Source organism: Microbulbifer mixtoriginis (SeqCode), assembly GCF_052466695.1.
This window is the reverse complement of record NZ_CP174285.1, coordinates 4,507,245-4,533,486: the sequence shown is the minus strand read 5'-3', so window position 1 is coordinate 4,533,486 and position 26,242 is coordinate 4,507,245. Positions and strand designations below refer to the sequence as shown.

Sequence of the window (26,242 nt, the reverse complement as noted above, 5' to 3'; positions counted from 1 at the left end):
GCCCGTAAAGAAAGAGAGGCAACGACTATGCCCAAAACTGCTGCGAGCACCGATTCTCTGCACGGCTTTGAGCCCTACAAGGAGACTAAGGGCGAAGAGTACATGAATGAGAAGCAGCAGGAGCATTTCCGCAACTTGCTGTTGGCCTGGAAGGCCGAACTGATGGCGGAAGTGGACCGCACCGTTTCCCACATGAAAGACGAGGCTGCAAACTTTCCCGATCCCGCTGATCGTGCGAGCCAGGAAGAGGAGTTCAGCCTTGAACTTCGCACCCGCGATCGCGAGCGCAAGCTGATTAAGAAAATCGACGCCACCCTGGAACTGATCGACCAGGATGATTACGGTTTCTGTGAAGCTTGTGGGGTCGATATTGGTATCCGCCGTCTTGAAGCGCGCCCCACCGCAACCCTGTGTGTGGACTGCAAAACCCTGGCGGAAATCAAAGAAAAACAGCTTTCCGGCTGATTTTTTCCCATCGTATTGCGGCGATCACCCTTGATCGCCCGGCTCGACAGGGCGGTCGACGGGACCGCCCCTATCACTTTGAATAGTAAAACGCCCTATTTCGGTCGCTTCGCGCCTTCGCCGAGCGGTCCTCTGCATTTCGGCTCGCTAGTGTGCGCACTCGGCAGCTATCTGGACGCCCTTGCGCATGGCGGGCACTGGCTCGTGCGTATGGAAGATCTCGACCCCCCGCGCGAGGAGCCCGGCGCAGCCACTCGAATACTGAAATCCCTGGAATCCCATGGGCTGCACTGGCACGGCCCCGTGGTGTGGCAAAGTAAGCGCCACGCCCAGTACGAGGCAGTTCTGTCACAGTTACGCCAACGCGGACTCCTATATCCATGTCATTGCTCACGCAGCCAGATCCGTCAAAATGGTGGGCACGACAATCAAGCCTGCCGGATAAAAGACGAGGGCACAGGTGCCTGCGCCCTGCGCCTGTCCTGTGCCGGAGGTGAGGAGCACTTCGAAGATATCTGGCGCGGGCCCCAATCCCAGCCAGTGCGTGAAGACACCATTCTCAAGCGCCGCGATGGCCTCTACGCCTATCAGCTGGCGGTAGTGGTCGATGATATTGCCCAGGGCATTACTCATATCGTGCGCGGAACGGACCTGCTCGACACCACCGCTGCACAAATTCGCCTGTTTCACCTGCTCGATAACAGAGCACCGATCTTCGGCCACCTGCCGCTGGTCATGGGACCGGGGGGGGCGCAAAAACTCAGCAAACAAAACCACGCACCGGCTATCGACGACAACCGAGCCGCCAGCAATCTCTGCACCGCACTGGATTTTCTCGGCTTTCATGTCACGGATGGGCTGGAGGGCGAGGCGCCAGAACATATTCTCAAGTGGGCTGCTGCACGCTGGCAGCGTCATCAGATCGATAAACGCGACCGACAATTGCACTGATCGTTGGAGGCAATTAACATTTTTGCGCCAGCCGACAGGCTCGCCATTTAACTTTTCACCCTCCACGCGGATTTACATAACAACCTATGAGCAACCGCACCCTGCTAATCCTGCTCGTGCTGGTGGGCTATGTGTTCTCCCCCACCATATTTACCTGGATGATCAACCCCGTTGGCGCCTGGTACCGGCCCTTTATCCTCTGGTTCGTTTTGATCCTGCTGGCGATTTTTATCCAGTGGAGGCGCAACTCGAATGAGCTTTGAGATCGCCCATATTGCCCTGATCGGGGTTGCCTATATCGCTACCTTGTTCTTTGTCGCTTTCGCCACTTCCAAAGGCTGGCTGCCCGCACGCTGGGTGCGCCATCCACTGGTGTACGTACTCTCGCTGGGGGTCTCTCTATCTGCCTGGACGTTCTATGGCATTGTCGACCTCGCCTGGCAATACGGCTACGGGGTTCTTGCCTACTACCTGGGCACCGGTGCCATGTTTTTATTTGCGCCTGTGGCACTGGAGCCCCTCGCGCGCCTGGCCCAACGCTACCAGCTCTACTCCCCCGCAGACCTGCTGGTTTTCCGCTACCACAGCCGCCAGGTGGGCACCCTGGCCACCCTGTTTATGCTATTGGCGCTGCTACCACTGGTCGCCCTACAGATCCAGGCGGTGTCGGAAACCTTGGCACTGTTGTCACGAGACAGCGTCGCTGCCCTCGGCCTACCCGACAGTGGTGTTTCCAGTAAAAACCTGATCGCCTTTTTCTACTGTGTGCTGTTGGCAGTCTTCACCAGTATGTACGGCGCCACCCGCGAGCGCGGTGAGGGCCTCGCCAGTGCCATGGCACTGGAATCCCTAGTTAAACTGGTGGCACTGACCGCGGTCGGTGGTTATGCCGTTTACGGTGTGTTCGGCGGTTTCTCGGGGCTCGACCAGTGGCTGCTGGAAAACAATGATATGCAGCAGCTGCTCTACACCCCCATTGAACAGGGCTCCTCGCATACGCTGCTGTTAGTCTTTATCGCTACTGCCGTGGCCATGCCACATATCTTTTACCTCAGCATCGCCGAGCGCCCCACCGGCCAGGCCCTGCGCACCGCCAGCTGGGGTTTTCCGCTTTTCCTGTTGCTAATGGCGCTGCCGATCTTTCCGATTATGTGGGCGGGCTTCGCCCTGGATGTGGCTGAACCGGTACAGTACTTCTCGCTGGCGGTGCCGCGTGCCAGTGGCTCAGCGTTGCTCACAACACTGGCCTTTATTGGCGGGCTCTCCGCCGCAACCGGCGCACTGATTATGATCACCCTGGCATTATCTACCATGGTCATGAATCATTGGCTGCTACCGGGCACCCGCTGGGACTCCGAAGACAATATGTACCGCCAGTTGGTGTGGCTGCGCCGCGCTTTAATCGCTGCATTGTTTATCGCGGGCTTTGCCTTTTACCTGCTGCTGGACAATCGCCTAACCCTGTCGGATTTAGCCCTGCTGGCCTTTATCGGTTCCCTGCAGTTCCTACCGGGTATCTTCGCTGTTATTCACTGGCCGCGAGGCAATCGACGCGGCCTGATTGGCGGACTTCTGGCGGGGATGTTGATCTGGAGTTGCGGCCTGTTGCTGCCATCGGTGTTCGAACTAACCGGCATCACCTTACCGGGTACTTCTCTGCAGATACCACTGGGCATGTCCATCTGGACCCAGGTCACTACCCTGTCTCTCGGTGTCAACATACTCCTATTCGTCAGCCTCTCGCTGTTCACCTCAACGAGCAGCCTGGAGCAATACGCCGCTGACCTATGCAGTGACGACACCATCGCCCAAGCGCTACGCCTGGGGCTCGATGTGCAGTCCGCAGCGGACTTTCGCCTGCGCCTGGCGGAGAGCCTGGGGGCGGCCACCGCCAACACCGAGGTGAAGCGCGCCCTCAATCAACTCAACCTGCCCGATAACGAGCGTCGCCCCTACGCCCTGCGCCAGCTTCGCAATCGCATTGAATCCAACCTGTCCGGGCTGCTCGGACGGGTACTGGCCGGCCAGATTATCGATCGCCACTTTCCCTTTCAGAACAGCGATCAGCCGGCCAACAAGGATATCCACCTGATCGAGACACGCCTGGGGCGTTACAAGCACCAGCTGACCGGGCTGGCGGCAGAACTGAACAATTTGCGGCTGTACCACCGGCAAATGCTGGAGGAGCTGCCCATGGCCGCCTGCTCTCTGGGGCGCGACGGCGAGATACTGTTGTGGAATTACGCCATGCAGGATCTCACCGGGATTGCCGCCGTTGAGGTAATTGGCTCCAAGCTGGAATATCTGGCCGAACCCTGGCGCAGTCTGCTAGCGGAGTTTGCCGAATCCAGCGATGCCAGCCGCTTCAAGCAGCAAGTCAGTCTCGGCGGCAATAGCCACTGGCTCAACCTGCACAAAACCCGGCAGAAACGCAGCCGCAGCGGGCGGGCCCGCAACCAGCGTGGCGATGGGCAGATGCTACTGCTCGAGGACATCACCGAGACCCAGACACTGGAGCAGGAGCTGATTCACAGCGAACGCCTGGCCTCGGTGGGACGCCTCGCCGCAGGTGTCGCCCACGAGGTGGGCAACCCAGTGACCGGTATCGCCTGCCTGGCACAGAACCTCCAGTTCGATTGCGACAACCCGGAAGTGCTGGAAACCGCCGACCAAATCCTCAGCCAGACCCAGCGCATCAGCCGCATCGTACACTCACTGGTGAATTTCTCTCACAGTGGCAGCCAAGAGAGCGAGCGGGCTCCGGTAGACCTCTACGCCTGTGTGCAGGAAGCGGTACACCTGCTATCCCTGCAACGGGATAAAACCGAGGTGCGCTTCGAAAATGCAGTCCCAGCAGATCTAATCGCCCCCGGGGATAACCAGCGTCTGATCCAGGTATTTATCAACCTGCTCAGCAATGCCCGCGACGCCAGCCCGGATGGCGGTCTCATCCGCATTGAAGGTCGAGAGGCCAAGGGTTGTGCCTGTGTGTCAGTCACCGACGACGGCCCCGGTATCTCTGCCCAACACCGCGAGCGTATTCTGGAACCCTTCTTCACGACCAAGGAACCCGGAGAAGGTACAGGCCTGGGCTTGGCCATGGTGTACAGCATTGTTGAGGAGCACGGAGGGCAGCTAGAGCTAGAGAGCCCGGCCAATCCGGAGACCGGCCGCGGCGCCAGATTTACTGTACAGCTGCCCTTGGCAGGCTAAGACTCCAGCCGGTAAACCGGCCAGGAACTGGGCAAAAATAACCCGGTTATCCGTTTTTGAGTTGCATCGAAACGGCGGCCGGGTAAAACTAGGCGTTTATTGAGCATTTTGTAACCAGGCGTAACATATGAGCCACATCCTGATCGTCGAAGATGAAGCCATTATTCGAACGGCGCTGCGTAAACTGTTAGAGCGGCACCGATATAAGGTCAGTGAGGCGGGCTCAGTCAGGGAGGCCCTTAGTAAGCACCGGGTCAATGAAGTTGACCTGGTTATCTCAGACCTGCGCCTACCCGGTGCACCGGGCACCGACTTGCTCAAACATGCCGGTGAAGTACCGGTATTGATCATGACCAGTTACGCCAGCCTGCGCTCCGCTGTGGACTCCATGCGCATGGGCGCCGCGGACTATATCGCCAAGCCATTCGACCACGACGAGATGCTCGCCACCGTGCGCCGCGTCATCGGCAAGGCCGAACAAAGTCGCGCCCAAGCGCCTTTGGATAAAAGTAACCCAGGCACTATCGCCGGAATGATCGGCGACAGCATGGCTATGCGCGAACTCTATAGGCGCATTCACAAAGTGGCACCCACAGACGCCACCGTACTGGTGCATGGAGAAACCGGCACCGGTAAAGAGCTGGTGGCCAAAGCTATCCATGAAGAGAGCCGCCGCGCTGGCAAGCCGTTGATCTCGGTCAACTGTGCCGCCATTCCCGAGACATTGATCGAATCGGAGCTGTTTGGTTACGAAAAAGGCGCTTTTACCGGCGCCCAGAGTGCCCGCGAGGGACTGGTTGCCGCCGCTGATGGCGGTACCCTGTTTCTCGATGAAATCGGTGAACTCCCGCTAGAGGCTCAAGCACGGCTATTGCGGGTGATACAAGAGGGGGAGGTGCGCCCGATTGGCTCTATCGAGTCGCACAAAGTGGATGTGCGCCTGGTTACGGCCACCCACCGCAACCTGCGTCAACTCGCCGCTGAACGCAAGTTCCGCGAAGACCTTTACTACCGCATCAACGTGGTGCAGATGACTCTGGCACCGCTGCGCGAGCGCGGCCGCGATGTCCTTGCACTGGCAGAGCACCTTCTCGAAAAGTTCTGCACCAAAATTGAGCGCCCTCTGCTGCGCCTCTCTCCCGAGGCAGTTCAGGCAGTCACCACGTACACTTGGCCTGGTAACGTTCGCGAACTGGAGAACGCCATACAACGCGCGGTCATCCTCACCGACCGTGACAGCCGGGAAATCGACCACAAAACCCTAGATATAGACTTGGACCTGGTCCCCGTGGAGGAGGCCATCGGCGAGCCTCGCCCGCGCAGCCTGCATACCGATCCCCGCGAGGATCTCTCGCTGGAGGACTACTTCGCTCGCTTCGTAATCGAGCACCAGGACACCATGAGCGAGACCGAGCTGGCGAAAAAGCTGGGGGTCAGCCGTAAGTGCCTGTGGGAGCGTCGCCAAAAACTGGGCATTCCCCGCAAGAAAACCCGCCGCAGTGCGGTTGCCGAAGCCTAATCAACTTTCTTGGGGGCTGAGCCCCCTCCCTCACCTACACCACTCTTCCTCAACAAGTAGCCCCTTAAACTTCTCTTCAACAGGCTTTAGCCACGTCCGTGACCGATGCCCCACTTTGTTACATCACCGGTAACAGAGGGAAGTGTTACCCAAGACCTACCTCAAGTAACAGTTGCCGCACCTTACGTAACGCAATGCCACTCAGAAAAGTTCCATCAATTTTCGTAAAGATTGTAACTTATTGATTTGTAAGGATTTTTAAAAGTTGGCACACTAAATGCTTTACTCTTAGTACAAAAATTAAAAACGGCCAACAATAAAAATAAATGACCGTTAAAAGCCCTATAACTACTCAAAATAAGTGGGCGAAACACAATAAAAATAATGGGGCGGCCGATAACAAAAGCAATGAGTGGCCAAAACCGCAAGAACAACAATAAACAATAACAATAATTTCGAAAGAAGAATAAAAATAACAACAAGCGCGTTGCAAACTGACTGATTTATACCTGGGAGAGGGTGTTTGCTTGATAGCAAATTAAGAGCGCAAGGAAGCCGCTGCCTTCATACCTGTAATAATAATTCCCAAACTTTTCCCCAACTTTCCGGCACCCGCAGATTGCGGGCGCATTGCTTTGCGTGTGTTAGAATCGCGCCAGCGAGTCCTCCACACTGACAGCAGATGCCATTGCCGCCCCCTGTTTTGGACTTCGCCCCCTGGGCCCGCCCAGGTACAGAGGCCCCAGTAGTGCAACAACATGCCCCAACTCCGTTGGGGAGGAAAGTGCAGGTGTAATGCCTGTCGCCACCGGAGATGTGGCCTCAGCACCAACAGGGCATTTTCGGTCACCAACAGATGGCAGCAGTCAAGACAGACAGCCGTATGCTCAATAATTTGATTAGTAGTATCAAACGCTGGCGCAAGCCGGCCAAGAAAGGCCCCAGGGTTATCGCCCGCAACGACCACAATATCTCCCGCCGGGATATCAGCCGTGCAGCCCTAACGGTCATGAAACGCCTACAGGAAGCAGGTTACCAAGCGTACATTGTCGGGGGGGGCGTGCGGGATCTAATGCTCGGCGGCCACCCCAAAGACTTCGATGTTGCCACTGACGCTACACCAGAACAGGCTAAAGTACTGTTTCGCGGCGCACGCATTGTCGGTCGGCGCTTTCGAATCCTGCACGCGCGTATTGGCCGCGAGGTTATTGAGGTCACCACTTTTCGGGGGCACCACAGCGATGGCGAAACGCACGAAGCAAAACAATCCGAACACGGTATGTTGCTGCGCGACAACGTCTACGGCGACCTGGAAAGCGATGCCATGCGCCGCGACTTTACAGTCAATGCCCTCTATTACACCACCGATGGCTTCGCTGTTCACGACTACACCGGGGGTGTTGAGGACATAAATAATCGCCTGATCCGCATGATCGGGGCCCCCGCTACCCGCTATAAAGAAGACCCTGTACGGATGCTGCGTGCGGTGCGCTTCGCAGCCAAACTGGATTTTGCCATCGAACCCGCTACCGAGGCCCCGCTAAAAGAGCTGGCTCCTCTATTGCGCAATATCGCCCCCGCGCGCTTGTTTGACGAGATCCTCAAACTGCTGATGAGCGGCCAGGGCGAGCGCACTTTCGAACTATTGCGCCGCTATCATCTGTGGCAGCACCTGTTCCCAGATAATGCAGCCCAAATTGAAAAGAACCCCGCAGCACTGGAGCTGACAAAGCGCGCCCTGCGCAATACCGACCAGCGCATCCAGGCTGATATGCGCGTGACCCCCGCCTTCCTATACGCGGCCCTGTTGTGGCCGGCTGTGGACGAGGAGCAGAAAAAGCTCATCGAGAAAGGGATTCCACCGGCGCCGGCACTGGCCCAGGCGGCTCAAAAAATTACCAGTAACCAACTGGCCCACACCGCTATTCCCAAGCGCTTCTCTATCCCCATGCGCGAGATATGGGATCTCCAGCATCGTCTGCCACAACGCGGCGGCAGTCGCGCCCAGCGCCAGCTGGAGCACCCCCGCTTCCGCGCCGCTTACGACTTCCTGCTATTGCGCGAAGAGTGTGGAGAAATTGAACCTGGTCTGGGCAACTGGTGGACCGACTTTCAGCAAGCCGATGATGAACAACGCCAGCAAATGGTACGCAAACTCCAGCGCAGCGGCGGCAACAATCGACGTGGCCGCAATTCCCGTGGCGGACGCCGACGCAAGCCAAAGGCTGCCGAATAATGGAAAGGGTTTTTATCGGGCTCGGCAGTAATCTGTCTGAGCCACAGAAGCAGCTGCGCAGTGCCCTGGCGGCCATGGAGGAAATCCCCGACTGCCGCCTGTTGCGCTGCTCCAGCTTTTATCACAGTGCGCCCATAGGCCCTGGCGAGCAGCCAGATTATGTCAACGCCGTGGTTGAGCTGGAGTGCGCACTAACGCCCATTGGGTTACTCGACCAGCTGCAAACGATTGAGCAGGCTCACGGGCGCGAGCGCTCGGTGCGCTGGGGAGCGCGAACCCTCGATTTGGATGTACTTTTGTTTGGCGAACAGCAATTAGACGAGACGCGTCTGCAGGTACCGCACCCGCGTATGGCTGAGCGCAATTTTGTACTGCAGCCACTCGCTGAGCTCGATCCACAACTGCAACTGCCATCGGGGGAGCTATTGCAACAGTTGCTGCAGGATTGCCCACAAAACCGCCTGGAGAAATTCTAAACAGCCTCAAATACAGCGCTAAAAGTACTCGACTGGCCGCCCCGCTTGATAGTATTTTGGCGCCTGTAACCCATCAGGGAAGACGCCCCAACCAGAGGAGTCGAGCACGTGGTTATCGACAACAGCGAAACCAGTTCGTGTGAGTTTGGCCAGCCGGAGAGAACGCCACCGAAATTTATTGCCGTTGAGGGTAATATCGGAGTGGGCAAAACTACCCTCGCCAAAAAACTGGCCTGTACCTTCAATTACGACACTCTGTTGGAGCTACCCGAGGAAAACCCCTTTCTCGAGCGCTTCTATCGCGACCCCAAAAACGCCGCACTACCCACCCAGTTACATTTTTTGCTGCAACGCTCCCAACAGATTCAGGCCCTGCGCCAGGATGATTTGTTTGAACCCGTGCGGGTGGCAGACTTTCTTATCGAGAAAGACCAACTGTTTGCCCAAGTCACGCTGGACGCGGATGAACTCGCGCTCTACCAACAGGTATTTCAGCACCTCACACTAGAGGCCCCCAAGCCCGACTTGGTTATTTATTTACAGGCCCCACTGGAAGTCCTGCAGGCTCGTATCCGCAATCGAGGCGTCCCAGCGGAACGCGTTATCAGCACCGAATATCTGGCCACACTCAACGACGCCTACACGCAATTTTTCCACTTTTACGACAGCTCACCGCTGTTGATTGTCAACAGTGAGGAAATCGATATCGTCGATAGCCCCGAGGATTACCAACAACTGGTGGAGTATATGCTCACCGTCACCAAGGGCCGTCATTACTACAACCCGGGAAGTTAACCGCTATGTATGCACCTTCAGAATTAGAAAAGCTCGTTACCGTGCAAACCCTGCGCAAAATGAAAGCGAACGGCGAGAAGTTTATTACCGTCGCCCTCTACGATGCGCCCATGGCGGCCATGGCGCAGAAAACCGGAGTGGAAACCGTGCTGGTAGGCGACTCCCTCGGTATGACCGTACTGGGCTACGACAGCACAGTGCCGGTCACCATGGAACAGATGATCTACCACGTGGAAGCAGTGGCAAGGGGCAATAAAAAATCCCTGATCATGGGTGATATGCCATTTATGACATATGCCACACCGGAGCAAGCACTCACAAACGCCACCCGTATCATGCAGGCTGGCGCCCATATGGTGAAGATTGAGGGTGGCGCCTGGCTTGCCGACACAGTCAAAATGCTGACAGACCGCGGCATCCCGGTTTGTGCTCACCTTGGGCTCACTCCTCAGTCCGTTCACAAGCTGGGCGGCTATAGGGTTCAGGGGCGCGACGAAAAACACGCCGAACAAATGTTGGAAGATGCGATCCTCCTAGATCAGGCTGGCGCCGACCTACTCGTGCTCGAATGCGTGCCCAGCGCCCTGGCCAAACGCATCACAGAGTCAGTTTCCATGCCCACAATCGGTATCGGCGCTGGGCGCGATACCGATGCCCAAGTCCTGGTTATCAACGATATCCTCGGCCTTACCGAACAGCCGCCGAAATTTTCCAAGAACTTTTTAGTGGAGGCCGGCGATATCCCCGGTGCCCTGCGCAAGTATGCAGGGGACGTTAAACTCGGCGTATTCCCAGAAGACAGCCACACTTTCAATTAAGTTTCTACGGGGCCACTTAACGACAGTGCAGTGGCCCAGACACCTCCTCCCGCGGACTGCACAAAGCCCGCTCTCCCAGCGGTAACACTATGACTTTTGATGAACTTCTCCTTGATTGGCGCGATAAACATGGCGCCAATGTGGTACCGACAGGCTGGAGCCAGGGCCGCGCCACTTTTGGCGGCCTGGTTGCTGCCATGCTCTATGAGAAAATGGCAGCGGAGGTGATTGCAGAAAGCAGTTTACGCTCACTCACCTTCTCCTTCGTCAGCCCGGTTAGCGCGGATGCGGTAAAAGTCGAAGCGCAGCTACTGCGCGCAGGCCGCTCCGTCACCCAGGTGCAGGGCCAATTACTGCAAAATAACGCGACTGTACTCGCTGGACTTGCCAGTTTTGGCAGCGGCAGGGAATCCTCCGTTAAAGTCGACACCCCTGCCGCTCCTGAGTTTGCCAGCCCGGATAAATGTATCGCCCTACCTTATATCGAGGGTGTGGTGCCAGAATTCACTCAGAAATATGACTATCGCATCGCTCGTGGCCAACTCCCCTTCAGCGGCACCACGGAGCGGCAACTGGGTGGTTGGGTGCGTTTCAAAGACGGCAGCGAATCTACTGTAGGCATTAGCCATCTACTCACACTCATCGACGCCTGGCCACCAGCTACTCTACCGATGCTAAAAGTTCCAGCACCGGCCAGCTCGCTCACCTGGACGCTGGAGCTGATGGAACCGCTACCACAACGCAGCGCGTCGGATTGGTGGCAATATTTGGCAGAGGTGGAGCAGGCTGAAGATGGCTATGCGGTGATCCAGGCGCGCCTTTGGGATAACGCGGGCAGACTCGTTGCTTTATCCCGGCAAATGGTGACTATTTTTGCTTAAGCAAACTCACTACTGACTTCCCTTCTTTTAGGCGCTCCATATAGATAGAAGCCACACCCAATACCACGCAGGGCCATATTCTAATAAAGTAAAAGAAAGTGCTCTGCGACTAGGTTATTTCCTTAATTGCCAACCAGAAAATACTGACGCAGAAAAACCTGTGAGCAATCGTGTGGCTGGCGCCGCTTTATTGTCAGGATAATCTCAACTGACCGGCCTGTTAGTGTCTAACTTTTCTGACGCTGAGTATTTTCCTGGCAAAGCGTACAAATTAACGTCAATTAAAGTAAAAAATAAAATAAAAAAAACCTTCCTTACTCCAATTTGTAATCTACGCTATCCATTATCCCACCCTCGAAAAATCAAAGACCGAGACAAAAAGGCCACGCCTTTTTAATTTCAATCCACCGGCGATAAGAACCATGGAGAATAAAAAATGATAAAAAAAATCTGTATATCCCTTGCTCTACTGATCAGCTATCCCGCTAGCGCGGCAGATTTTGAGGATGTATGGGATGCGATCACCTCATGCAACTGGTTCGAATTTATTGATGATGTGGATGACACGGGCTCAAAAGATCTGGATGGCTACGAGTATGGTGACACCAGCTTCGAAGATGCCAACTCAGGCAGCTTTGACATGATGGTGTATAACATGGATGGATTTTTACAATGTATTGGTGGCAACAGTAAGTCAGATTTCAAACAAATTATCCGCACTTTTAATGATGACCCCAAGGATCTCTGGTTAATGCAGGAAGTGTGGAGTAAAACCAAAGCCAACTACCTGGATGACGATGACAAACTGAGCAACGATACGGTTCCCTATCGTTCAAAACACTGGAAAGGTGGCGGCACCTCTTTTGGTAACGGCTTGCTGACTTTTTCCAAATTCCCCTTTGACCGGGACAATCGCGACGATAACGATTATTCCTTTGCCACTTATGAAGAGGAAACTTTTGATAAATGCTCAGGCAACGATTGTGATACCGAGAAAGGTTTCACCGTGGCCAACGTTGAAGTGACGGAGAACTATCATGTGCATATTTATAACACCCACATGGATGCGGGCCATCAAGATGCCGACCTAAACGCCAAGGCAAAGCAACTTGATCAAATCGCCGATATGATTGTCTCCCACTCAAATAATGCCACTGTTATTTTGGCAGGGGACTTCAATATGGCATTCGATGAAAATGATGATGGCTGGCGCGGCGTTAACTACCAAACCTGGAAGGCCTTTTTCGAAAAAACCGGCGGTAAGCACGCCTGCCAATATATGCTCTCTGGCAATGACACCAGCCTGGAAGCCTGCTCCGATGAGCTACAAAATGACACAGACCATGTAGTAATCATCAACAATAATCCCAACTACACACTGGAAGTCACTGATTATTTTATCGGTTCTGCAACCTATTCTGGGTTAAGCGACCACGACCCAGTTTTTGTAGATTTTTCCTGGGTTAAAAACTAATCCCTAAAAGGGCTCCTTCCACTGCAATGTGGAGGGAGCCTTAGAGCCATTTTTTCCAATAAAAAAAGGCGATTTGTCCGGCAAGTGCAGCTACTAACAAAATACAAAATACCAAGAATCCCTCTCGAGCTTGAGCCCAAGGAATCCCACCAACATTAATTCCAAACAATCCAGTTAAAAAGCTCAGAGGCAGGAAAATTGCTGCAACCATCGACAATACATACATACGACTATTCAGCTGTTCGGAGCTACGGCTTAGTAGTTCCTCCTGAGCAATTGCCGCCCGTTCACGAATTGTATCTATATCATCGATATGCCGCTGCAGGCGCTCATTAATATCCGCTAGTAGGATATGGCTCCCTTCATCAAACCAGGGAGCCGACTCCTGCTGCATACGAGTTAAAACCTCCCTCTGTAGGCAGAGGTATCGGCGCAATGCTATTGTCCTCTTACGAAACTGAACCAGATTCGCCCCCAGATCTTTCACCGACCATTCGAGTAATTGATCCTCAAGTTCATCGACCTTTTCCTCAAAGTCATCAACCCGGTCTCCCATACGCAGCACGAGTAAATCTGCCAGGGACACTACCAATGCCGCTGTCCCCCGTGGCCCACAACCACTGCTCAACCGGGAGATCAAATCCTCCTCAGCCAACAGGCGTCTCTTACCAATACTGATGACACGATTCTCTTCCACCCATATTCGAATAGAGACCCGGCTCTCTCTCCGTGCTTTATGCTTTGGATCGACTCCACACAAAGCTAGAAATAATCCATCACCTACAGCCAGGGTACGCGGTCGCACCTCTTTGGCCAGTAATGCTTCTTTAACCACAGTAGGCAATTCACTACTATCGCTTACCCAAGCTAAAACCTCTTCGCAAGCACTATCAAAATGGAGCCACAACACCCCCTGGCGGGGATGCCAAGACTCCACCTCCGGCCAAGCCACTTCTCGGCCCGATCCATTTCGATCGAGCAAGGTTGCACGAACGTGCTCAGATTCCATGGACATAGACTTCCATTTACTGAACTTTCATTTAAAAAATTGCACCCCATAGGAGCGCTCTTAAACCTCACCCAACAAACAAAATTAAGTTACAAGAACATCCAGACATAACGCATACGGATTACTCGGCCTGACTCAAGTGCGCTAATCCCGCAGCATTCTGTTCCCAGTTTTGCCCATCAAATGGCTCGACTTCTAATTCCTGAGGCACAATATCGAGACAACGCGCATTGAGGCTGTAACCATCGGGATTGGAGCGCGGTATGTAAAAGGGTTTTACACCGCAATGACGGCAAAAATAGTGTTTTGCCACACCCGTATTAAAAGTGTAACAAGTGAGGGCTTCCTCTCCCCGCTCCAGCTGGAAGTTTGCCGCAGGTACGATCAGATGTAAGTAACCCACCTTTTCGCACATAGAGCAATTACAGGCGTGCGCCACCAGCGGCTCTCCATCTTGGCGACGATGTATCGCATGAAAGCGCACAGCATCACAGTGGCAACCGCCCTGCAGCGGCAAGATAACTTCACTCATTATTAGATTGATCCAGATTAAATAATGGACGTGCCCACAATAGAGATAAAATTGAGAGGGCAAGAAGTAAGTGGAACCAATTAGTACGGGCAAGGCCCAACAGTCGTGAAGCTCCGGTTCCAATAAAGAGCCCATTGAACACTACTAACAGTGCACCAGCGCCAATTACCAGGGCTTGGTTGCGCTTGAGCCGGCGCGGCGCTATCAGCTCCAATAATGCTACCAATAACCACAGTACCAGCCCCACAGTAGAAAAGAGGTCGATCACTGTAAGGGCTGACATGCTGGTACTTTGCGCGAGACCAATTGCCCCAGCCAATATCAAAACCATTACCAGATAAGCCGGCGCGCGAGTATCTCGGCCCCAAGATATTTCCAGACGTGCCCAGGCAAGACCTATGCCGATCAACAGGAAGGAGGCAAAACCGGAGATCTGCGCAAGTGCCCGATGCAGCTCTGTCACTCCAGGATCAATGCCATAGCGATAAGCGCCCACCAGGGCGGCCAGGGCCATAATCATCAGGGCGGCCACGATTATCAGAGCTGCCGATTGAAAGCGCGCGCGGGTGAGATACCAATACTGGTTGGCAACCAGCAGGCTAGCGAGACCAAGGAGTGCATCGAGAAGCCAGTAGTTGTGCAAAATTTCCCCCCCTTTTCGACAAATTCTAACCGAAAAATCCCTGGGGCAAGTGCCTTTATTCCGTGTGAAGCCACTTTGAACAGCTACAAAAAAACCCGGCACTAGGCCGGGTTTTTTCAGGCTTCATCAGCTCGAGAGGTTTATGCCTCTTCGGAACCCTGTTTCGCCTCTTCGGAAGCGGCTTGGTCAGCCTTTGCTTCCTTGATGGACAGCTTGATACGTCCGCGCTGGTCAACGTCGAGCACCTTAACCTTAATCTTCTCACCTTCACTCAGGTAATCAGTTACGGCATTTACACGCTCTTCAGCGATCTGGGAGATATGCACCAGACCGTCTTTGCCCGGCAGGAAGTTAACGAATGCACCGAAGTCTACGATGCGTACCACGGTACCTTCGTAGATAGCGCCAATCTCAGCTTCCGCAGTGATCTCCTCGATGCGGGTTACCGCCGCTTCCAGGCTCTCACCGTCTTCACCGAAGACTTTGATAGTGCCGTCATCTTCGATATCGATGGAGGCGCCGGTCTCTTCAGTGATAGAGCGGATAGTCGCACCACCCTTACCGATCACGTCGCGGATCTTGTCTGGATGGATTTTCAGGGTCGCGTAGCGCGGTGCGTTCTCATTCACGGTGGTGCGGGAAGAGTCGATCACCTTGTTCATTTCCGCGAGGATGTGCAGACGCGCGTGCAGAGCCTGCTCCAGAGCGGTCTCCATGATCTCTTCGGTAATACCTTCGATCTTGATGTCCATCTGCAGCGCGGTTACACCAGAAGCGGTACCCGCTACTTTGAAGTCCATATCGCCGAGGTGGTCTTCGTCACCGAGGATATCGGTCAAAACCGCATAGCCTTCGTCTTCCTTCACCAGACCCATAGCGATACCGGCTACCGGTGCCTTCAGCGGAACACCCGCATCCATCAGCGCCAGGCTGGAACCACATACGGAAGCCATGGAGCTGGAACCGTTGGATTCAGTGATCTCGGAAACCACACGCACGGTATAGGGGAAGCTATCTGGGCTCGGCAGAACTGCAGCGATACCGCGACGAGCGAGGCGGCCGTGACCGATTTCGCGACGACCGGTAGCACCTACACGACCCGCTTCACCTACAGAGTAGGGAGGGAAGTTGTAGTGCAGCATAAAGTAGTCTTTGCGCTCACCTTCCAGGGCGTCGATGATCTGTGCATCGCCAGTGGAACCGAGGGTAGCCACTACCAGAGCCTGGGTCTCACCACGGGTGAACAGCGCAGAGCCGTGGGACTTGGGCAGAGCACCAACTTCCACTGCGATCGAGCGTACAGTTTTGCTGTCGCGACCGTCGATACGGGGCTCGCCGCGCACTACAGCGCCGCGCACCAGTTTCTTCTCCAGCTTGCCGAAGTAGCTTTTTACCAAATCGGCGCTAATTTCTTCAGTAGCCAGGGCTTCAGCGGCTTCGCTGCGCAGTTCCGCAAGGCGGGTGCTGCGCTCTTGCTTGTTGGTGATGCGGTAGGCTTCGGCAACCTTCTCGCCAAACTGACCTTCCAGGGAAGTTTTCAGCTCGGTATTTTCTGCAGGTGCCTGCCAGTCCCATTGGGGCTTGCCCGCTTCCGCTTTCAGTTCTTCACAAACCTTGATGATGGCCTGCATCTCTTGGTGTGCATACAGCACAGCACCGAGCATGATGTCTTCCGGCAGCTCTTGCGCTTCAGATTCCACCATCAACACAGCGTCTTTGGTACCGGCAACCACCATGTCCAGCTCGGAGGTCTTCAGAGCTTCATAACCCGGGTTTAACAGGTAACCGTCTTGCTGGGTGTACCCCACGCGCGCAGCACCGATTGGGCCTGCGAAAGGAATACCGGAAACAGATAGCGCTGCAGAAGTGCCGATCATGGCAGCGATATCCGGATCCATGTCCTTCTCAGCGGAGAGAACGGTACACATCACCTGAACTTCGTTCATAAAGCCATTCGGGAACAGCGGGCGGATCGGGCGATCGATCAGACGGGAAGTCAGGGTTTCTTTTTCAGACGGACGGCCTTCACGCTTGAAGAAACCACCGGGAATTTTGCCAGCCGCGTAGGCTTTTTCTTGATAATGCACGGACAACGGGAAGAAGCCCTGATCTGGCTTGGCTTCTTTAGCGCCGACAACAGTACACAGGACGACGGTCTCACCCATGCTAACCAGGGCAGCACCGGTTGCCTGGCGCGCGATGCGGCCGGTCTCGATGGTGACTTGGTGTTGTCCGTATTGGAAAGTTTTGCTTACTGGATTCACTAGTTTTTTCCTATTTCCTTACGGTTACTGGCCCATTCCAGTAACCCCTACATAGTTGCCCGGGAGAGAGTTCCGAAAGCCTCACCCGAGGCGGCACGGGGATGTGCCACCACCGACCTGGGGTGGCCGGTGCAAACACTACACATCCAGCTCGGGTTGTTTTCCGCTGGCCTGTGCAGTGCGACTTCTGAAAAATGACAGTAAGGCCACTTTTCAGCAAGCATTAAAAAAGAATGCCCGCCAGAGGCGGGCATTCCAGGGTCTTAGCGACGCAGGCCGAGCTTGGCGATCAGCTGTGCGTAACGATTCAGATCCTTGCGCTTCAGGTAGTCCAGCAGCTTACGGCGCTGGTTTACCATGCGGATCAGACCACGACGAGAGTGGTGATCCTGCTTGTGCGCAGAGAAGTGACCCTGCAGTTTGTTGATGTTAGCGGTCAGCAGGGCTACCTGGACTTCCGGAGAACCGGTATCGCCTTCAGATTGGCCGTGCTCTTTCAGGATGGCTGCTTTTTCAACTGCAGACAGTGCCATAACGAATTACCTCGTCGTAATATGCTTTAAAAGATTCGGCTGGCCCGTGCATATTTACAGACCAGCTAATCGTGAATGCGGCTGCGCCGCGCGGGCACCTTGCGGGTTACCGAATGTTGGCTTTCACCAAAAAGCAGCTTCCACTCAGGTGCCACTTACCAGACGTCGTGGTGCCACGCACCCTTCGTCGGTAATTTCTCCTACGCCCAGAAAATCACCGTTTTCCAGGAAGAGGCGCACCATATCACCTTCTGTACCGATACGGTAGACCTGCAAATCCATTACCGGTTGCCCCTGACGCACATAGTAACCAGAGTCGTCCGGCAGGACGAGTTTGGGCAGTGAGGACGCTGGAGAATCCATCGGCAACAAGTGGTGATCGAGCACTTCTGCCTTATCTTCACCGCGTTCTTCTGTAAGCTCATCCAGGGTCACTGCGTCGGCTTCATCGAAGGGGCCGGCGGCACTGCGGTGCAGTACTTCCACATAGGCGCCTACACCCAGAGCTTGACCCAGGTCCTCGGCAATACTGCGAATATAGGTTCCCTTGGAACAGTGCACCTCAACTTCCGCACGAGGCTGTGCGCCCGGCGTAAAGCTCAGCAGTTCAAACTCAAAAATTTCCACTTCACGCGCTTCGCGTTCCACTTCCAAGCCCTGGCGCGCCAGCTTATATAGAGGCTGCCCCTTGTGCTTAAGGGCGGAATACATGGAGGGCACCTGTTTGATGCTGCCGCGAAAGGCTTCCATGGCCTTGAGCACTGCTTTTTCGGTCAAACCGGAAGCATCTTTGGTTTCCAGTACATCACCATCGGCATCGCCACTGGCAGTGGTCATACCGAAGACAAAGGTGCTGCGGTAACGCTTGTCAGCATCGAGCAGGTACTGGGAAAACTTGGTGGCTTCGCCAAGACAGATCGGCAGCACACCGGTTGCCAGTGGATCTAAGGCCCCGGTATGACCGGCGCGATTGGCAAAAAAGAGTCGTTTGGCTTTCTGCAGGGCGTCATTGGCGGTAATACCGGCGGGCTTGTTTAATAACAGCACGCCGTGAACCGGCCGGCCCCATTTTGGTCTGCGGCCCATGGATCAATCTTCGTTAGAGTCGCTGTCGTCTTGGTGCTTGCGATCGGCGCGCACCGCCTTGTCGATCAGAGCGGAGAGCTCCTGGCCGCGCACCGAGGTCTCGTCGTAGCGGAAATACAGACGCGGGATGGTGCGTATCTGGATGGCGCGCGCCAACTGGCTGCGCAGAAAACCTGCGGCCTTGTTAAGCACTTCCATCGAGGTATTGATCTTACTGCGGTCGTCCTCACCCACAAAGGTGACAAACACTTTTGCGGTGGTCAGATCACGGCTGACTTCAACATCGTTGATATTGACCATGCCCAGACGCGGGTCGCGCACTTCCTGCTGAATCAGCTGGGCCAGTTCGCGACGCATAGCATCGGCGACGCGGTCGGCGCGTTGGAATTCTCTTGCCATTGTTTACCTATTGAGAATGGCGGTTTAAAGACAGGAAAACCCGCACGGCCAAAGCCGCGCGGGTTTTCCTTCACCAGGTGCCGGAACGCTTTACAGTTCGCGGGCAACCTTGACGATATCGTAAACTTCGATCTGGTCACCGGACTTAACGTCGTTGTAGTCCTTCACCCCGATACCACACTCCATACCGTTGCGCACGTCCTGCACATCGTCTTTGAAGCGGCGCAGGGATTCCAGCTCGCCCTGGTAGATTACAACGTTGTCGCGCAGCACGCGGATCGGCTTGTTGCGGTAAACGGTACCCTCGGTAACCATACAACCGGCAATCGCGCCAAACTTCGGTGAGCGGAATACATCGCGAACCTGGGCAATACCCACGATCTCTTCGCGAACTTCCGGCTCCAGCATACCAGACAGTGCCTGCTTCACTTCGTCGAGCAGGTTGTAGATCACGCTGTAGTAGCGAATCTCTACGCCTTCGGTCTCTGCAGTTTTACGCGCTGCAACATCGGCACGGGTGTTAAAGCCCAGTACGATAGCGCCGGAAGTCAGTGCCAGGTTGATATCGTTCTCGGCGATACCACCCACACCACTGGAGACTACATTTACGGAAACCTCTTCGTTACCGATATCCGCCAGTGCACCCAGAATAGCTTCCAGGGAACCACGCACGTCAGCCTTGATGACAACCGGAAGCACTTTGCGCTCGCCAGCTTCCATATCCGCAAACATGTTTTCCAGCTTGGCCGCCTGCTGGCGCTGCATACGATCGCGTCGCTCGCTGTCAGCGCGCTGTTCAGCCACCTCACGGGCCTTGCGCTCATCGGCAACCACCATGAACTCGTCACCGGCATTCGGGGTGGAATCCAGGCCCAGCAGCTCTACTGGGGTGGACGGACCAGCTTCCTTCACCTGCTTGCCGTGCTCGTTGGTCATGGCACGTACGCGACCATAGCTCTGACCAGCCAAGATAATGTCGCCGCGCTTCAATTCGCCATTCTGCACCAGCAGGGTAGCAACAACACCGCGGCCTTTTTCCAGGCGGGACTCAATCACAACGCCGGTGGCCGGTACATTTACCTTGGCCTTCAGCTCCAGCATTTCCGCTTGTAGGGACACCGCTTCCAGGAGGTCATCAATACCCTGGCCAGTATGCGCGGATACGTTGATGAACTGGGTATCGCCGCCCCAGTCTTCTGGGATTACGTCTTTTGCGGCCAACTCATTTTTCACGCGATCGGGATCCGCGGCTTCTTTGTCGCACTTGTTCACGGCAACAACCAGCGGTACACCAGCGGCGCGAGCGTGATTCACGGCTTCCTCGGTCTGCGGCATAACGCCATCATCGGCGGCCACTACCAGGATTACCACGTCGGTGGCCTGAGCACCGCGGGCGCGCATGGCAGTAAAGGCGGCGTGTCCCGGAGTATCCAGGAAGGCAATCTCGCCCTGGCTGGTTTTCACTCGGTAGGCACCGATATGCTGGGTAATACCACCAGCCTCACCAGAAGCCACCTTAGTCTTGCGGATATAGTCGAGCAAAGAGGTTTTACCGTGGTCGACGTGCCCCATCACGGTTACTACCGGTGCGCGGGTAACCTCGGTGCCCTCTTGAGCCTTGGCATGCGCCACCAAGCTGTCTTCCAGCTCGGTCTCGGAGCGCATTACGACTTTGTGGCCCATTTCCTCGATGATCAACTGTGCAGTCTCACGGTCCAGGCTCTGGTTGATAGTAGCCATCTCGCCCATTTTCATCAGGCGCTTGATCAGCTCTCCAGCCTTCACGTTCATCTGCTTGGCCAGTTCTGCGACGGTGATGGTATCGCCCAACTGTACTTCGTACACCTGCTTCTCCGTGGGCCGTTTAAACCCATGAGTCGGTTTAATTTTCAGATTCGGACGAGACAGGGAGCGCGTGCTGCGCTTGCTGGCTTCATCTTCCTCAAATACTTCCAGTGCCTGCTCGTACAGAGAGGTTTTGCTGGACTTCTTCGGGCCGGACTTGGAGCGACGACCTCGACGCTTGCGGGGCTCGTCCTCAGCACGAGCAGCTTCGCTTGGGGCGGCTTCTAGCTTGCGGCGCAAAGAGGGTTTAACCTCTTCGGTTTTCTCCGTAGCTTTGGTGGGCTTCGCCTTAGCAGCCTGAGAGGCCTGAGCAGCCTTCTCTTTTTTCTCTTGGGCGGCGCGTCGGTCGGCTTCTACTTTCGCCTTCTTCTCTTCTAGCTCGCGCTTCTCTTGCTCAGCCTGCTGCTTGCGACGCTCCATCGCGGCGATACGCATCGCCTCAATATCGTCTACATACGTTGAGCGGATGGGTGCGGCGGGTTCCGCCTTTTTCGCTACATTATCTACGGGTTTACCCTCTGCCTTATTATCGGCTTTCTGTGCTTCTTTAGCGGCTTCTGCTGCGGCAGCTTCCGCGCGAGCCTTCTCTTCTGCCTCGGCAGCGGCCTTCGCCTCTGCCTCAGCCTTCAAACGTGCTTCCTCTTCCTCAGCAGCGCGACGAGCGGCCTCAGCTTCAGCGGCAGCCTTGGCTTCCGCTGCTGCTTTAGCTTCAGCGGCTGCTTTGGCTTCCGCTTCTGTGATAGCAGTAGCATCCGCGCCCTGAAGAGCCTCTTCCACCTCGGCAGCGCTCTCGGTACCAGCTCCTGTTTCAAGCTCAGCCTGTGGACGCTTCACATAAGTGCGCTTCTTGCGCACTTCCACGTTTACAGTTTTACGGCCGGTGCCAGAGCCGGTTTTCAGCGTGGTTGTGGTCTTGCGCTTCAAGGTGATCTTGCGTGGGCTAGCGCCCTGCTCCCCGTGACTGCTTTTCAGGAAACTGAGCAGGACCTGCTTTTCCTCATCTGACACCACTGCATTCGCAGAGGTGTGAGGCAAACCCGCTTCTTTCATCTGCTTGAGCAGACGGTCTTCGGTGGCACCAACCGATTTGGCGAGTTCGCTAACTGTTACTTCGGCCATTCTCTCTCCTAAAAGTCACTTGGTCGGAGGGGGTTACTTATACGTAATACTTGTTGCGGTGTGTTTAAGCCTGCTCGCCATCATCGTCGGCAAACCAGGGCTCACGCGCCTTCATAATCAGCGCTGCGGCGCGCTCCTGATCGAGACCCTCGATATCGAGCAGGTCATCCACTGCTTGTTCCGCCAGGTCTTCCATCGTGGAAATACCGCGACTGGCCAGCTGGAAGGCCAGGTGGCGCTCCATACCATCCATATTCAACAGATCTTCCTGGGGCTCAGAAGCATCCAGCTTTTCTTCAGAGGCCAGGGCCTGGGTGAGCAGGGAATCCTTGGCTCGGGCGCGTAACTCTTCGGCGATATCCTCATCGAAGCCCTCGATTCCGAGCATTTCTTCGATGGGCACGTAAGCCACTTCCTCTAGGGAGGTAAAGCCCTCTTCCACCAGTACAGAGGCGACATCTTCATCAATATCCAGGCGATCGATAAACACCTGCATGATGGAGCTAGATTCAGCCTCCTGCTTATTCTGCCACTCGTCGGAACTCATGACATTGATTTGCCACTGAGTCAGCTCTGAAGCCAAGCGAACATTCTGGCCACTGCGGCCGATAGCCATAGCGAGATTTTCCTCAGCTACCGCCACATCCATAGAGCCGGTGTCTTCGTCGACAACGATGGATTCAATTTCCGCCGGCGCCATGGCGTTGATTACAAACTGGGCCGGATTTTCGTCCCACAGCACGATATCCACACGCTCACCAGACAGCTCATTGGAAACTGCCTGAACACGCGCACCGCGCATGCCCACACAAGCACCGACAGGATCGATGCGGCCGTCATTGGTGTTTACTGCGATTTTTGCACGCAGGCCGGGATCGCGGGCCGCGCCTTTAATTTCGATTACCTGCTCGGAGATTTCCGGCACTTCAATGCGGAACAATTCGATAATCATTTCCGGGCAAGAGCGGCTCAGCATTAGCTGAGGGCCGCGGGCTTCCGGCTGGATTTCCAACAGAATTGCGCGCACACGATCACCGAGTCGGAAAATTTCGCGGCCAACCAACTGGTCGCGGGGCAGGCGCGCTTCGGCGTTATTCCCCAGGTCCACAGCAATAAAGTCGCGCGTCACTTTTTTCACAGTGCCGCTGACCATCTCGCCTACGCGATCGCGGTACTCGTCTACAACTTTGGCGCGCTCGGCTTCACGTACTTTTTGCACGATAACCTGCTTTGCGGTCTGTGCAGCGATGCGGCCAAATTCTACATTTTCCACCTGCTCGCGGAAAACGTCACCTGCTTTCAGGTCAGCATCTTTTTCGTGAGCTTCTTCCAGGGTGAACTGGGTACCCAGCTCCGCCAGAACTTCATCACCGACTACTTCCCAGCTGCGGAAAGTCTCGTAATCGCCCGAACGACGATCAATGATAACCTCAATGGTTGAATCTTCGTCGTAGCGCTTCTTCGTGGCCGTTGCCAATGCCGCTTCGATGGCCTGGAAAATAATCTCCTGGTCAACGCCCTTCTCGTTGGATACCGCCTCGGCTACCAGCAAGATCTCTTTGTTCATGCAACTGTGCCTCAAAATCGCCTGAGCTCAGGCTCCTACAGGTTACTTGGTAAATTGGGGAATAATATTTGCTTTCTCGATGCTGTCGATCGGCAGCAGGTATTCATTTTCACTGTCCACGCGCAGAACGACTTCATCCCCTTCCACACCGGCCAGCAGGCCGCGCCACTTGCGCTGACCGTCGAGCGGCATACGCAGGCGCACCTCGATTTGGGCACCGGCAAAACGCTCGTACTGCTCCAGCTTATACAGGGGACGGTCTAGTCCTGGGGAGGAGACCTCCAGGGTATATCTACCGCTAATGGGGTCTTCCACATCCAGTACGGCACTGGCCTGGCGACTGACTTTCTCGCAGTCCTCCACACCTATGCCATTTTCAGAATCGATATAGATGCGCAGCAGCGCGTTGCGACCATGGGTCTGATAATCGATCCCCCACAGTTCACACCCCAGCGATGCCACCACCGGCGCCAGAAGTTCTTCCAGCAATTCGCGTTTGCTCGCCATTTACGTCACCACATACAAAAAATGGGCCTGCGGCCCACTTCGAAAATTATCTGCAACTTTTCTTGCAGATACGAAAAAGCCCCTGACGGGGCTTTGACCGCACATTCACGCAGCCAGTATGCATGAATGCAAAATTTGGTAGCGGGGGCAGGATTTGAACCTACGACCTTCGGGTTATGAGCCCGACGAGCTACCAGGCTGCTCCACCCCGCAACAACACATGCGCATCAAAGCTTTTATAGAAAAGCAAAATTGGTAGCGGGGGCAGGATTTGAACCTACGACCTTCGGGTTATGAGCCCGACGAGCTACCAGGCTGCTCCACCCCGCAACAACAAATGCACATCAAAGTTTTTGCTAAAAGCAAAATTGGTAGCGGGGGCAGGATTTGAACCTACGACCTTCGGGTTATGAGCCCGACGAGCTACCAGGCTGCTCCACCCCGCAACAACTCCGAGAAACAAAGCCTGGTTGACCTTTGTTTCCCTGCGGCGGGACCAGCCCAACCACTCAAGAGGCTGCGCATTCTATGGTTAGCGTCCCCATGAGTCAAGCCACAATTGGCATTTGTTTTCCCCTTCAGTCGGGAACAGCCTCGAATATACCTCGCTGATCAGTATAGAAAAGGAAGAAAATCCCGCAAATACAGCCCACTGCATATGCCGATTCTTACTTCCAATGCCACGGCCCTGCGTGCATTCATCACATCAAGCCTTGCTGTTTAGCGGGTGAGCTGGTGCACTATGGCACGCCGTACCGGTGGAAAATGTTCACTGATACGCAATATCGCTCTGCGTAATAATTTCGCTGGCAGTCGATCATCGGTGAAAAGGTCCACAACCCGGTTAGTACCGGTATAAATAGGGTGTGAATCCAAACGGTGCTGAGCCTGATAGCGAGACAACGCAAGGGAGAGCCCCGCCGGCTGATACAACCGCGTTACATTATGCAATTGGCTAGCGAGAGTATTCGCGCCGGCCAAGCCCAGGTTAAAACCGTGCGCCGTAACGGGGTGCATCCCCACCGCAGCATCTCCCACCAGGGCAAAGCGCTCAGCAATAAATCGATGGGCATAAACTGCCACCAGCGGGTAACAATGGCGCCTACTGAACGCCTCAACAGCCCCAAGAGCCCCAGCGCTCTCTCTCTGTACATGGGCCGCAAATTCCCTATCGCTGTAGGCCATCATTTCCTCGGCACAATTGGCGGATACCGTCACTACCGCCGAACAGGTTTGCGCATCGGGCATTGGCAGCAGAGCAAGGGTTGAACCGTAGCGAAAACACTCCCGGGCAACGCCACCATGCTCCCGCTCTGTACGCACCGGACCTAGCACCGCAACCCTGCCGAAGTCGCGCATATCTGCGCCAATCCCAGCCATACGACGAACCTCAGAAAAGCGGCTGTCCGCCGCCACTAACAAGGCCGCAGTAACAACCTGCCCCCCCTCAAGCTGTACCAGTCGCCGACTCGTCTCGCAACCTGTGCCAATCACCTTACTATTAGGCAGCAGCTGTATATTGCTATCCTCACGCACCGCTTCATAAAGCACCCGCCGAATTGCAGCATTGGGCACAATAAAGCCCAGTGGACCTCGCCCCCGAGTATCGAAGTCCAGACTAGAGGGGGAATCGCCATCCACCACCTGCGCAGACTGCAGCGAGCTCTGCTCCTCGGGCTTCAGCCGCTGCCAGGCTCCTAGAGACTGCAACAATCTTACGGATTTGTGAGTGAGCGCAATTTCCCGCCCATCGTTCGCTGGACACGCCAGCATTTCATCATCCTGGCACTCCAGCAACGTTACCCTGCAATCCCGAGCAGCCAGCATAAGCGCCAAAGCCAGACCCGCAGGGCCCGCCCCTACAATCGCGACATCTGTGTGCAGCATCCTCCCCCCCTAGAACATCCCAC

Annotated in this window: 22 protein-coding genes and 3 tRNA genes; 11 read left to right on the top strand and 14 right to left on the bottom strand. The window is 55.2% G+C overall.

Annotated features, from left to right (window positions below; translation table 11 throughout):
* Positions 1-27 precede the first annotated feature (27 nt).
* The 11 genes from dksA to ACJJI0_RS19790 all read left to right on the top strand — a co-directional run bounded on the left by dksA (position 28) and on the right by ACJJI0_RS19790 (position 12,828).
* Positions 28-465, top strand: a complete 438-nt coding sequence (gene dksA / locus ACJJI0_RS19840) for an RNA polymerase-binding protein DksA (protein WP_152454721.1) — start codon at positions 28-30, stop codon at positions 463-465.
* Between the two features lie 78 nt (positions 466-543).
* The gene (gluQRS, locus tag ACJJI0_RS19835; RefSeq protein WP_444883908.1) at positions 544-1,416 is read left to right on the top strand and encodes a tRNA glutamyl-Q(34) synthetase GluQRS; all 873 of its coding nucleotides are present in this window, start codon (positions 544-546) and stop codon (positions 1,414-1,416) included.
* 86 nt (positions 1,417-1,502) lie between these two features.
* Positions 1,503-1,679, top strand: coding sequence for a hypothetical protein (locus ACJJI0_RS19830; RefSeq protein ID WP_252083161.1), 177 nt, complete (start codon positions 1,503-1,505; stop codon positions 1,677-1,679).
* Positions 1,669-4,629 (top strand): ATP-binding protein, encoded by a 2,961-nt coding sequence (locus tag ACJJI0_RS19825; protein ID WP_444883907.1) that lies wholly within the window; start codon positions 1,669-1,671, stop codon positions 4,627-4,629. Before ACJJI0_RS19830 ends, ACJJI0_RS19825 begins: the two co-directional genes overlap by 11 nt.
* Before the next feature lie 127 nt (positions 4,630-4,756).
* On the top strand, positions 4,757-6,148 hold the full coding sequence (locus tag ACJJI0_RS19820) for a sigma-54-dependent transcriptional regulator (protein WP_252083163.1): 1,392 nt from the start codon (positions 4,757-4,759) through the stop codon (positions 6,146-6,148).
* An 856-nt stretch (positions 6,149-7,004) separates the two neighbouring features.
* Positions 7,005-8,384, top strand: a complete 1,380-nt coding sequence (gene pcnB / locus ACJJI0_RS19815; protein ID WP_252083164.1) for a polynucleotide adenylyltransferase PcnB — start codon at positions 7,005-7,007, stop codon at positions 8,382-8,384.
* Positions 8,384-8,860, top strand: a complete 477-nt coding sequence (folK, locus tag ACJJI0_RS19810; protein ID WP_444883906.1) for a 2-amino-4-hydroxy-6-hydroxymethyldihydropteridine diphosphokinase — start codon at positions 8,384-8,386, stop codon at positions 8,858-8,860. The genes pcnB and folK overlap by 1 nt, the downstream gene beginning before the upstream one ends.
* A gap of 108 nt (positions 8,861-8,968) precedes the next feature.
* The gene (locus tag ACJJI0_RS19805; RefSeq protein ID WP_252083166.1) at positions 8,969-9,655 is read left to right on the top strand and encodes a deoxynucleoside kinase; all 687 of its coding nucleotides are present in this window, start codon (positions 8,969-8,971) and stop codon (positions 9,653-9,655) included.
* Between the two features lie 5 nt (positions 9,656-9,660).
* A complete protein-coding gene (gene panB, locus ACJJI0_RS19800; RefSeq protein WP_252083167.1) occupies positions 9,661-10,473 on the top strand; it encodes a 3-methyl-2-oxobutanoate hydroxymethyltransferase in 813 nt (270 codons plus the stop codon).
* 89 nt (positions 10,474-10,562) lie between these two features.
* On the top strand, positions 10,563-11,354 hold the full coding sequence (locus tag ACJJI0_RS19795; protein ID WP_444883905.1) for an acyl-CoA thioesterase: 792 nt from the start codon (positions 10,563-10,565) through the stop codon (positions 11,352-11,354).
* Positions 11,355-11,790: 436 nt separating this feature from the next.
* Positions 11,791-12,828, top strand: a complete 1,038-nt coding sequence (locus ACJJI0_RS19790) for an endonuclease/exonuclease/phosphatase family protein (RefSeq protein WP_444883904.1) — start codon at positions 11,791-11,793, stop codon at positions 12,826-12,828.
* Between the two features lie 40 nt (positions 12,829-12,868).
* On the opposite strand, the gene ACJJI0_RS19785 is transcribed toward ACJJI0_RS19790, so the two are convergent.
* From ACJJI0_RS19785 to ubiM, 14 genes are all read right to left on the bottom strand, one after another.
* The gene (locus tag ACJJI0_RS19785; RefSeq protein WP_444883903.1) at positions 12,869-13,837 is read right to left on the bottom strand and encodes a zinc transporter ZntB; all 969 of its coding nucleotides are present in this window, start codon (positions 13,835-13,837) and stop codon (positions 12,869-12,871) included.
* Positions 13,838-13,958: 121 nt separating this feature from the next.
* Positions 13,959-14,369, bottom strand: coding sequence for a GFA family protein (locus tag ACJJI0_RS19780; protein WP_444883902.1), 411 nt, complete (start codon positions 14,367-14,369; stop codon positions 13,959-13,961).
* Positions 14,362-15,012 carry a hypothetical protein gene (locus ACJJI0_RS19775; RefSeq protein WP_252083172.1) on the bottom strand — a complete coding sequence of 217 codons (651 nt, stop codon included), beginning with the start codon at positions 15,010-15,012 and terminating at the stop codon, positions 14,362-14,364. The genes ACJJI0_RS19780 and ACJJI0_RS19775 overlap by 8 nt, the downstream gene beginning before the upstream one ends.
* A 140-nt stretch (positions 15,013-15,152) precedes the next feature.
* Complete coding sequence (gene pnp / locus ACJJI0_RS19770; RefSeq protein ID WP_444883901.1) at positions 15,153-17,276, bottom strand: polyribonucleotide nucleotidyltransferase; 2,124 nt, start codon at positions 17,274-17,276, stop codon at positions 15,153-15,155.
* 263 nt (positions 17,277-17,539) lie between these two features.
* Complete coding sequence (gene rpsO, locus ACJJI0_RS19765) at positions 17,540-17,809, bottom strand: 30S ribosomal protein S15 (RefSeq protein ID WP_252083174.1); 270 nt, start codon at positions 17,807-17,809, stop codon at positions 17,540-17,542.
* A 144-nt stretch (positions 17,810-17,953) separates the two neighbouring features.
* A complete protein-coding gene (gene truB, locus ACJJI0_RS19760; protein WP_252083175.1) occupies positions 17,954-18,895 on the bottom strand; it encodes a tRNA pseudouridine(55) synthase TruB in 942 nt (313 codons plus the stop codon).
* A 3-nt stretch (positions 18,896-18,898) separates the two neighbouring features.
* Entirely contained in the window at positions 18,899-19,294 is a 396-nt protein-coding gene (gene rbfA, locus ACJJI0_RS19755) for a 30S ribosome-binding factor RbfA (protein ID WP_252083176.1), read from the bottom strand.
* Positions 19,295-19,384: 90 nt separating this feature from the next.
* Positions 19,385-22,258: a translation initiation factor IF-2 gene (gene infB, locus ACJJI0_RS19750; RefSeq protein WP_444883900.1), complete on the bottom strand. Its 2,874-nt coding sequence runs from the start codon at positions 22,256-22,258 to the stop codon at positions 19,385-19,387.
* 64 nt (positions 22,259-22,322) lie between these two features.
* On the bottom strand, positions 22,323-23,825 hold the full coding sequence (gene nusA, locus ACJJI0_RS19745) for a transcription termination factor NusA (RefSeq protein WP_444883899.1): 1,503 nt from the start codon (positions 23,823-23,825) through the stop codon (positions 22,323-22,325).
* A gap of 42 nt (positions 23,826-23,867) precedes the next feature.
* The gene (gene rimP / locus ACJJI0_RS19740; RefSeq protein WP_252083179.1) at positions 23,868-24,332 is read right to left on the bottom strand and encodes a ribosome maturation factor RimP; all 465 of its coding nucleotides are present in this window, start codon (positions 24,330-24,332) and stop codon (positions 23,868-23,870) included.
* 136 nt (positions 24,333-24,468) lie between these two features.
* Positions 24,469-24,545 (bottom strand) — tRNA-Met (locus ACJJI0_RS19735).
* Between the two features lie 40 nt (positions 24,546-24,585).
* A tRNA-Met gene (locus ACJJI0_RS19730) sits at positions 24,586-24,662 on the bottom strand.
* Positions 24,663-24,701: 39 nt separating this feature from the next.
* Positions 24,702-24,778: transfer RNA gene (locus ACJJI0_RS19725), tRNA-Met, on the bottom strand.
* A 274-nt stretch (positions 24,779-25,052) separates the two neighbouring features.
* Positions 25,053-26,219 carry a 5-demethoxyubiquinol-8 5-hydroxylase UbiM gene (ubiM, locus tag ACJJI0_RS19720; protein WP_444883898.1) on the bottom strand — a complete coding sequence of 389 codons (1,167 nt, stop codon included), beginning with the start codon at positions 26,217-26,219 and terminating at the stop codon, positions 25,053-25,055.
* Between the last annotated feature and the right edge of the window lie 23 nt (positions 26,220-26,242).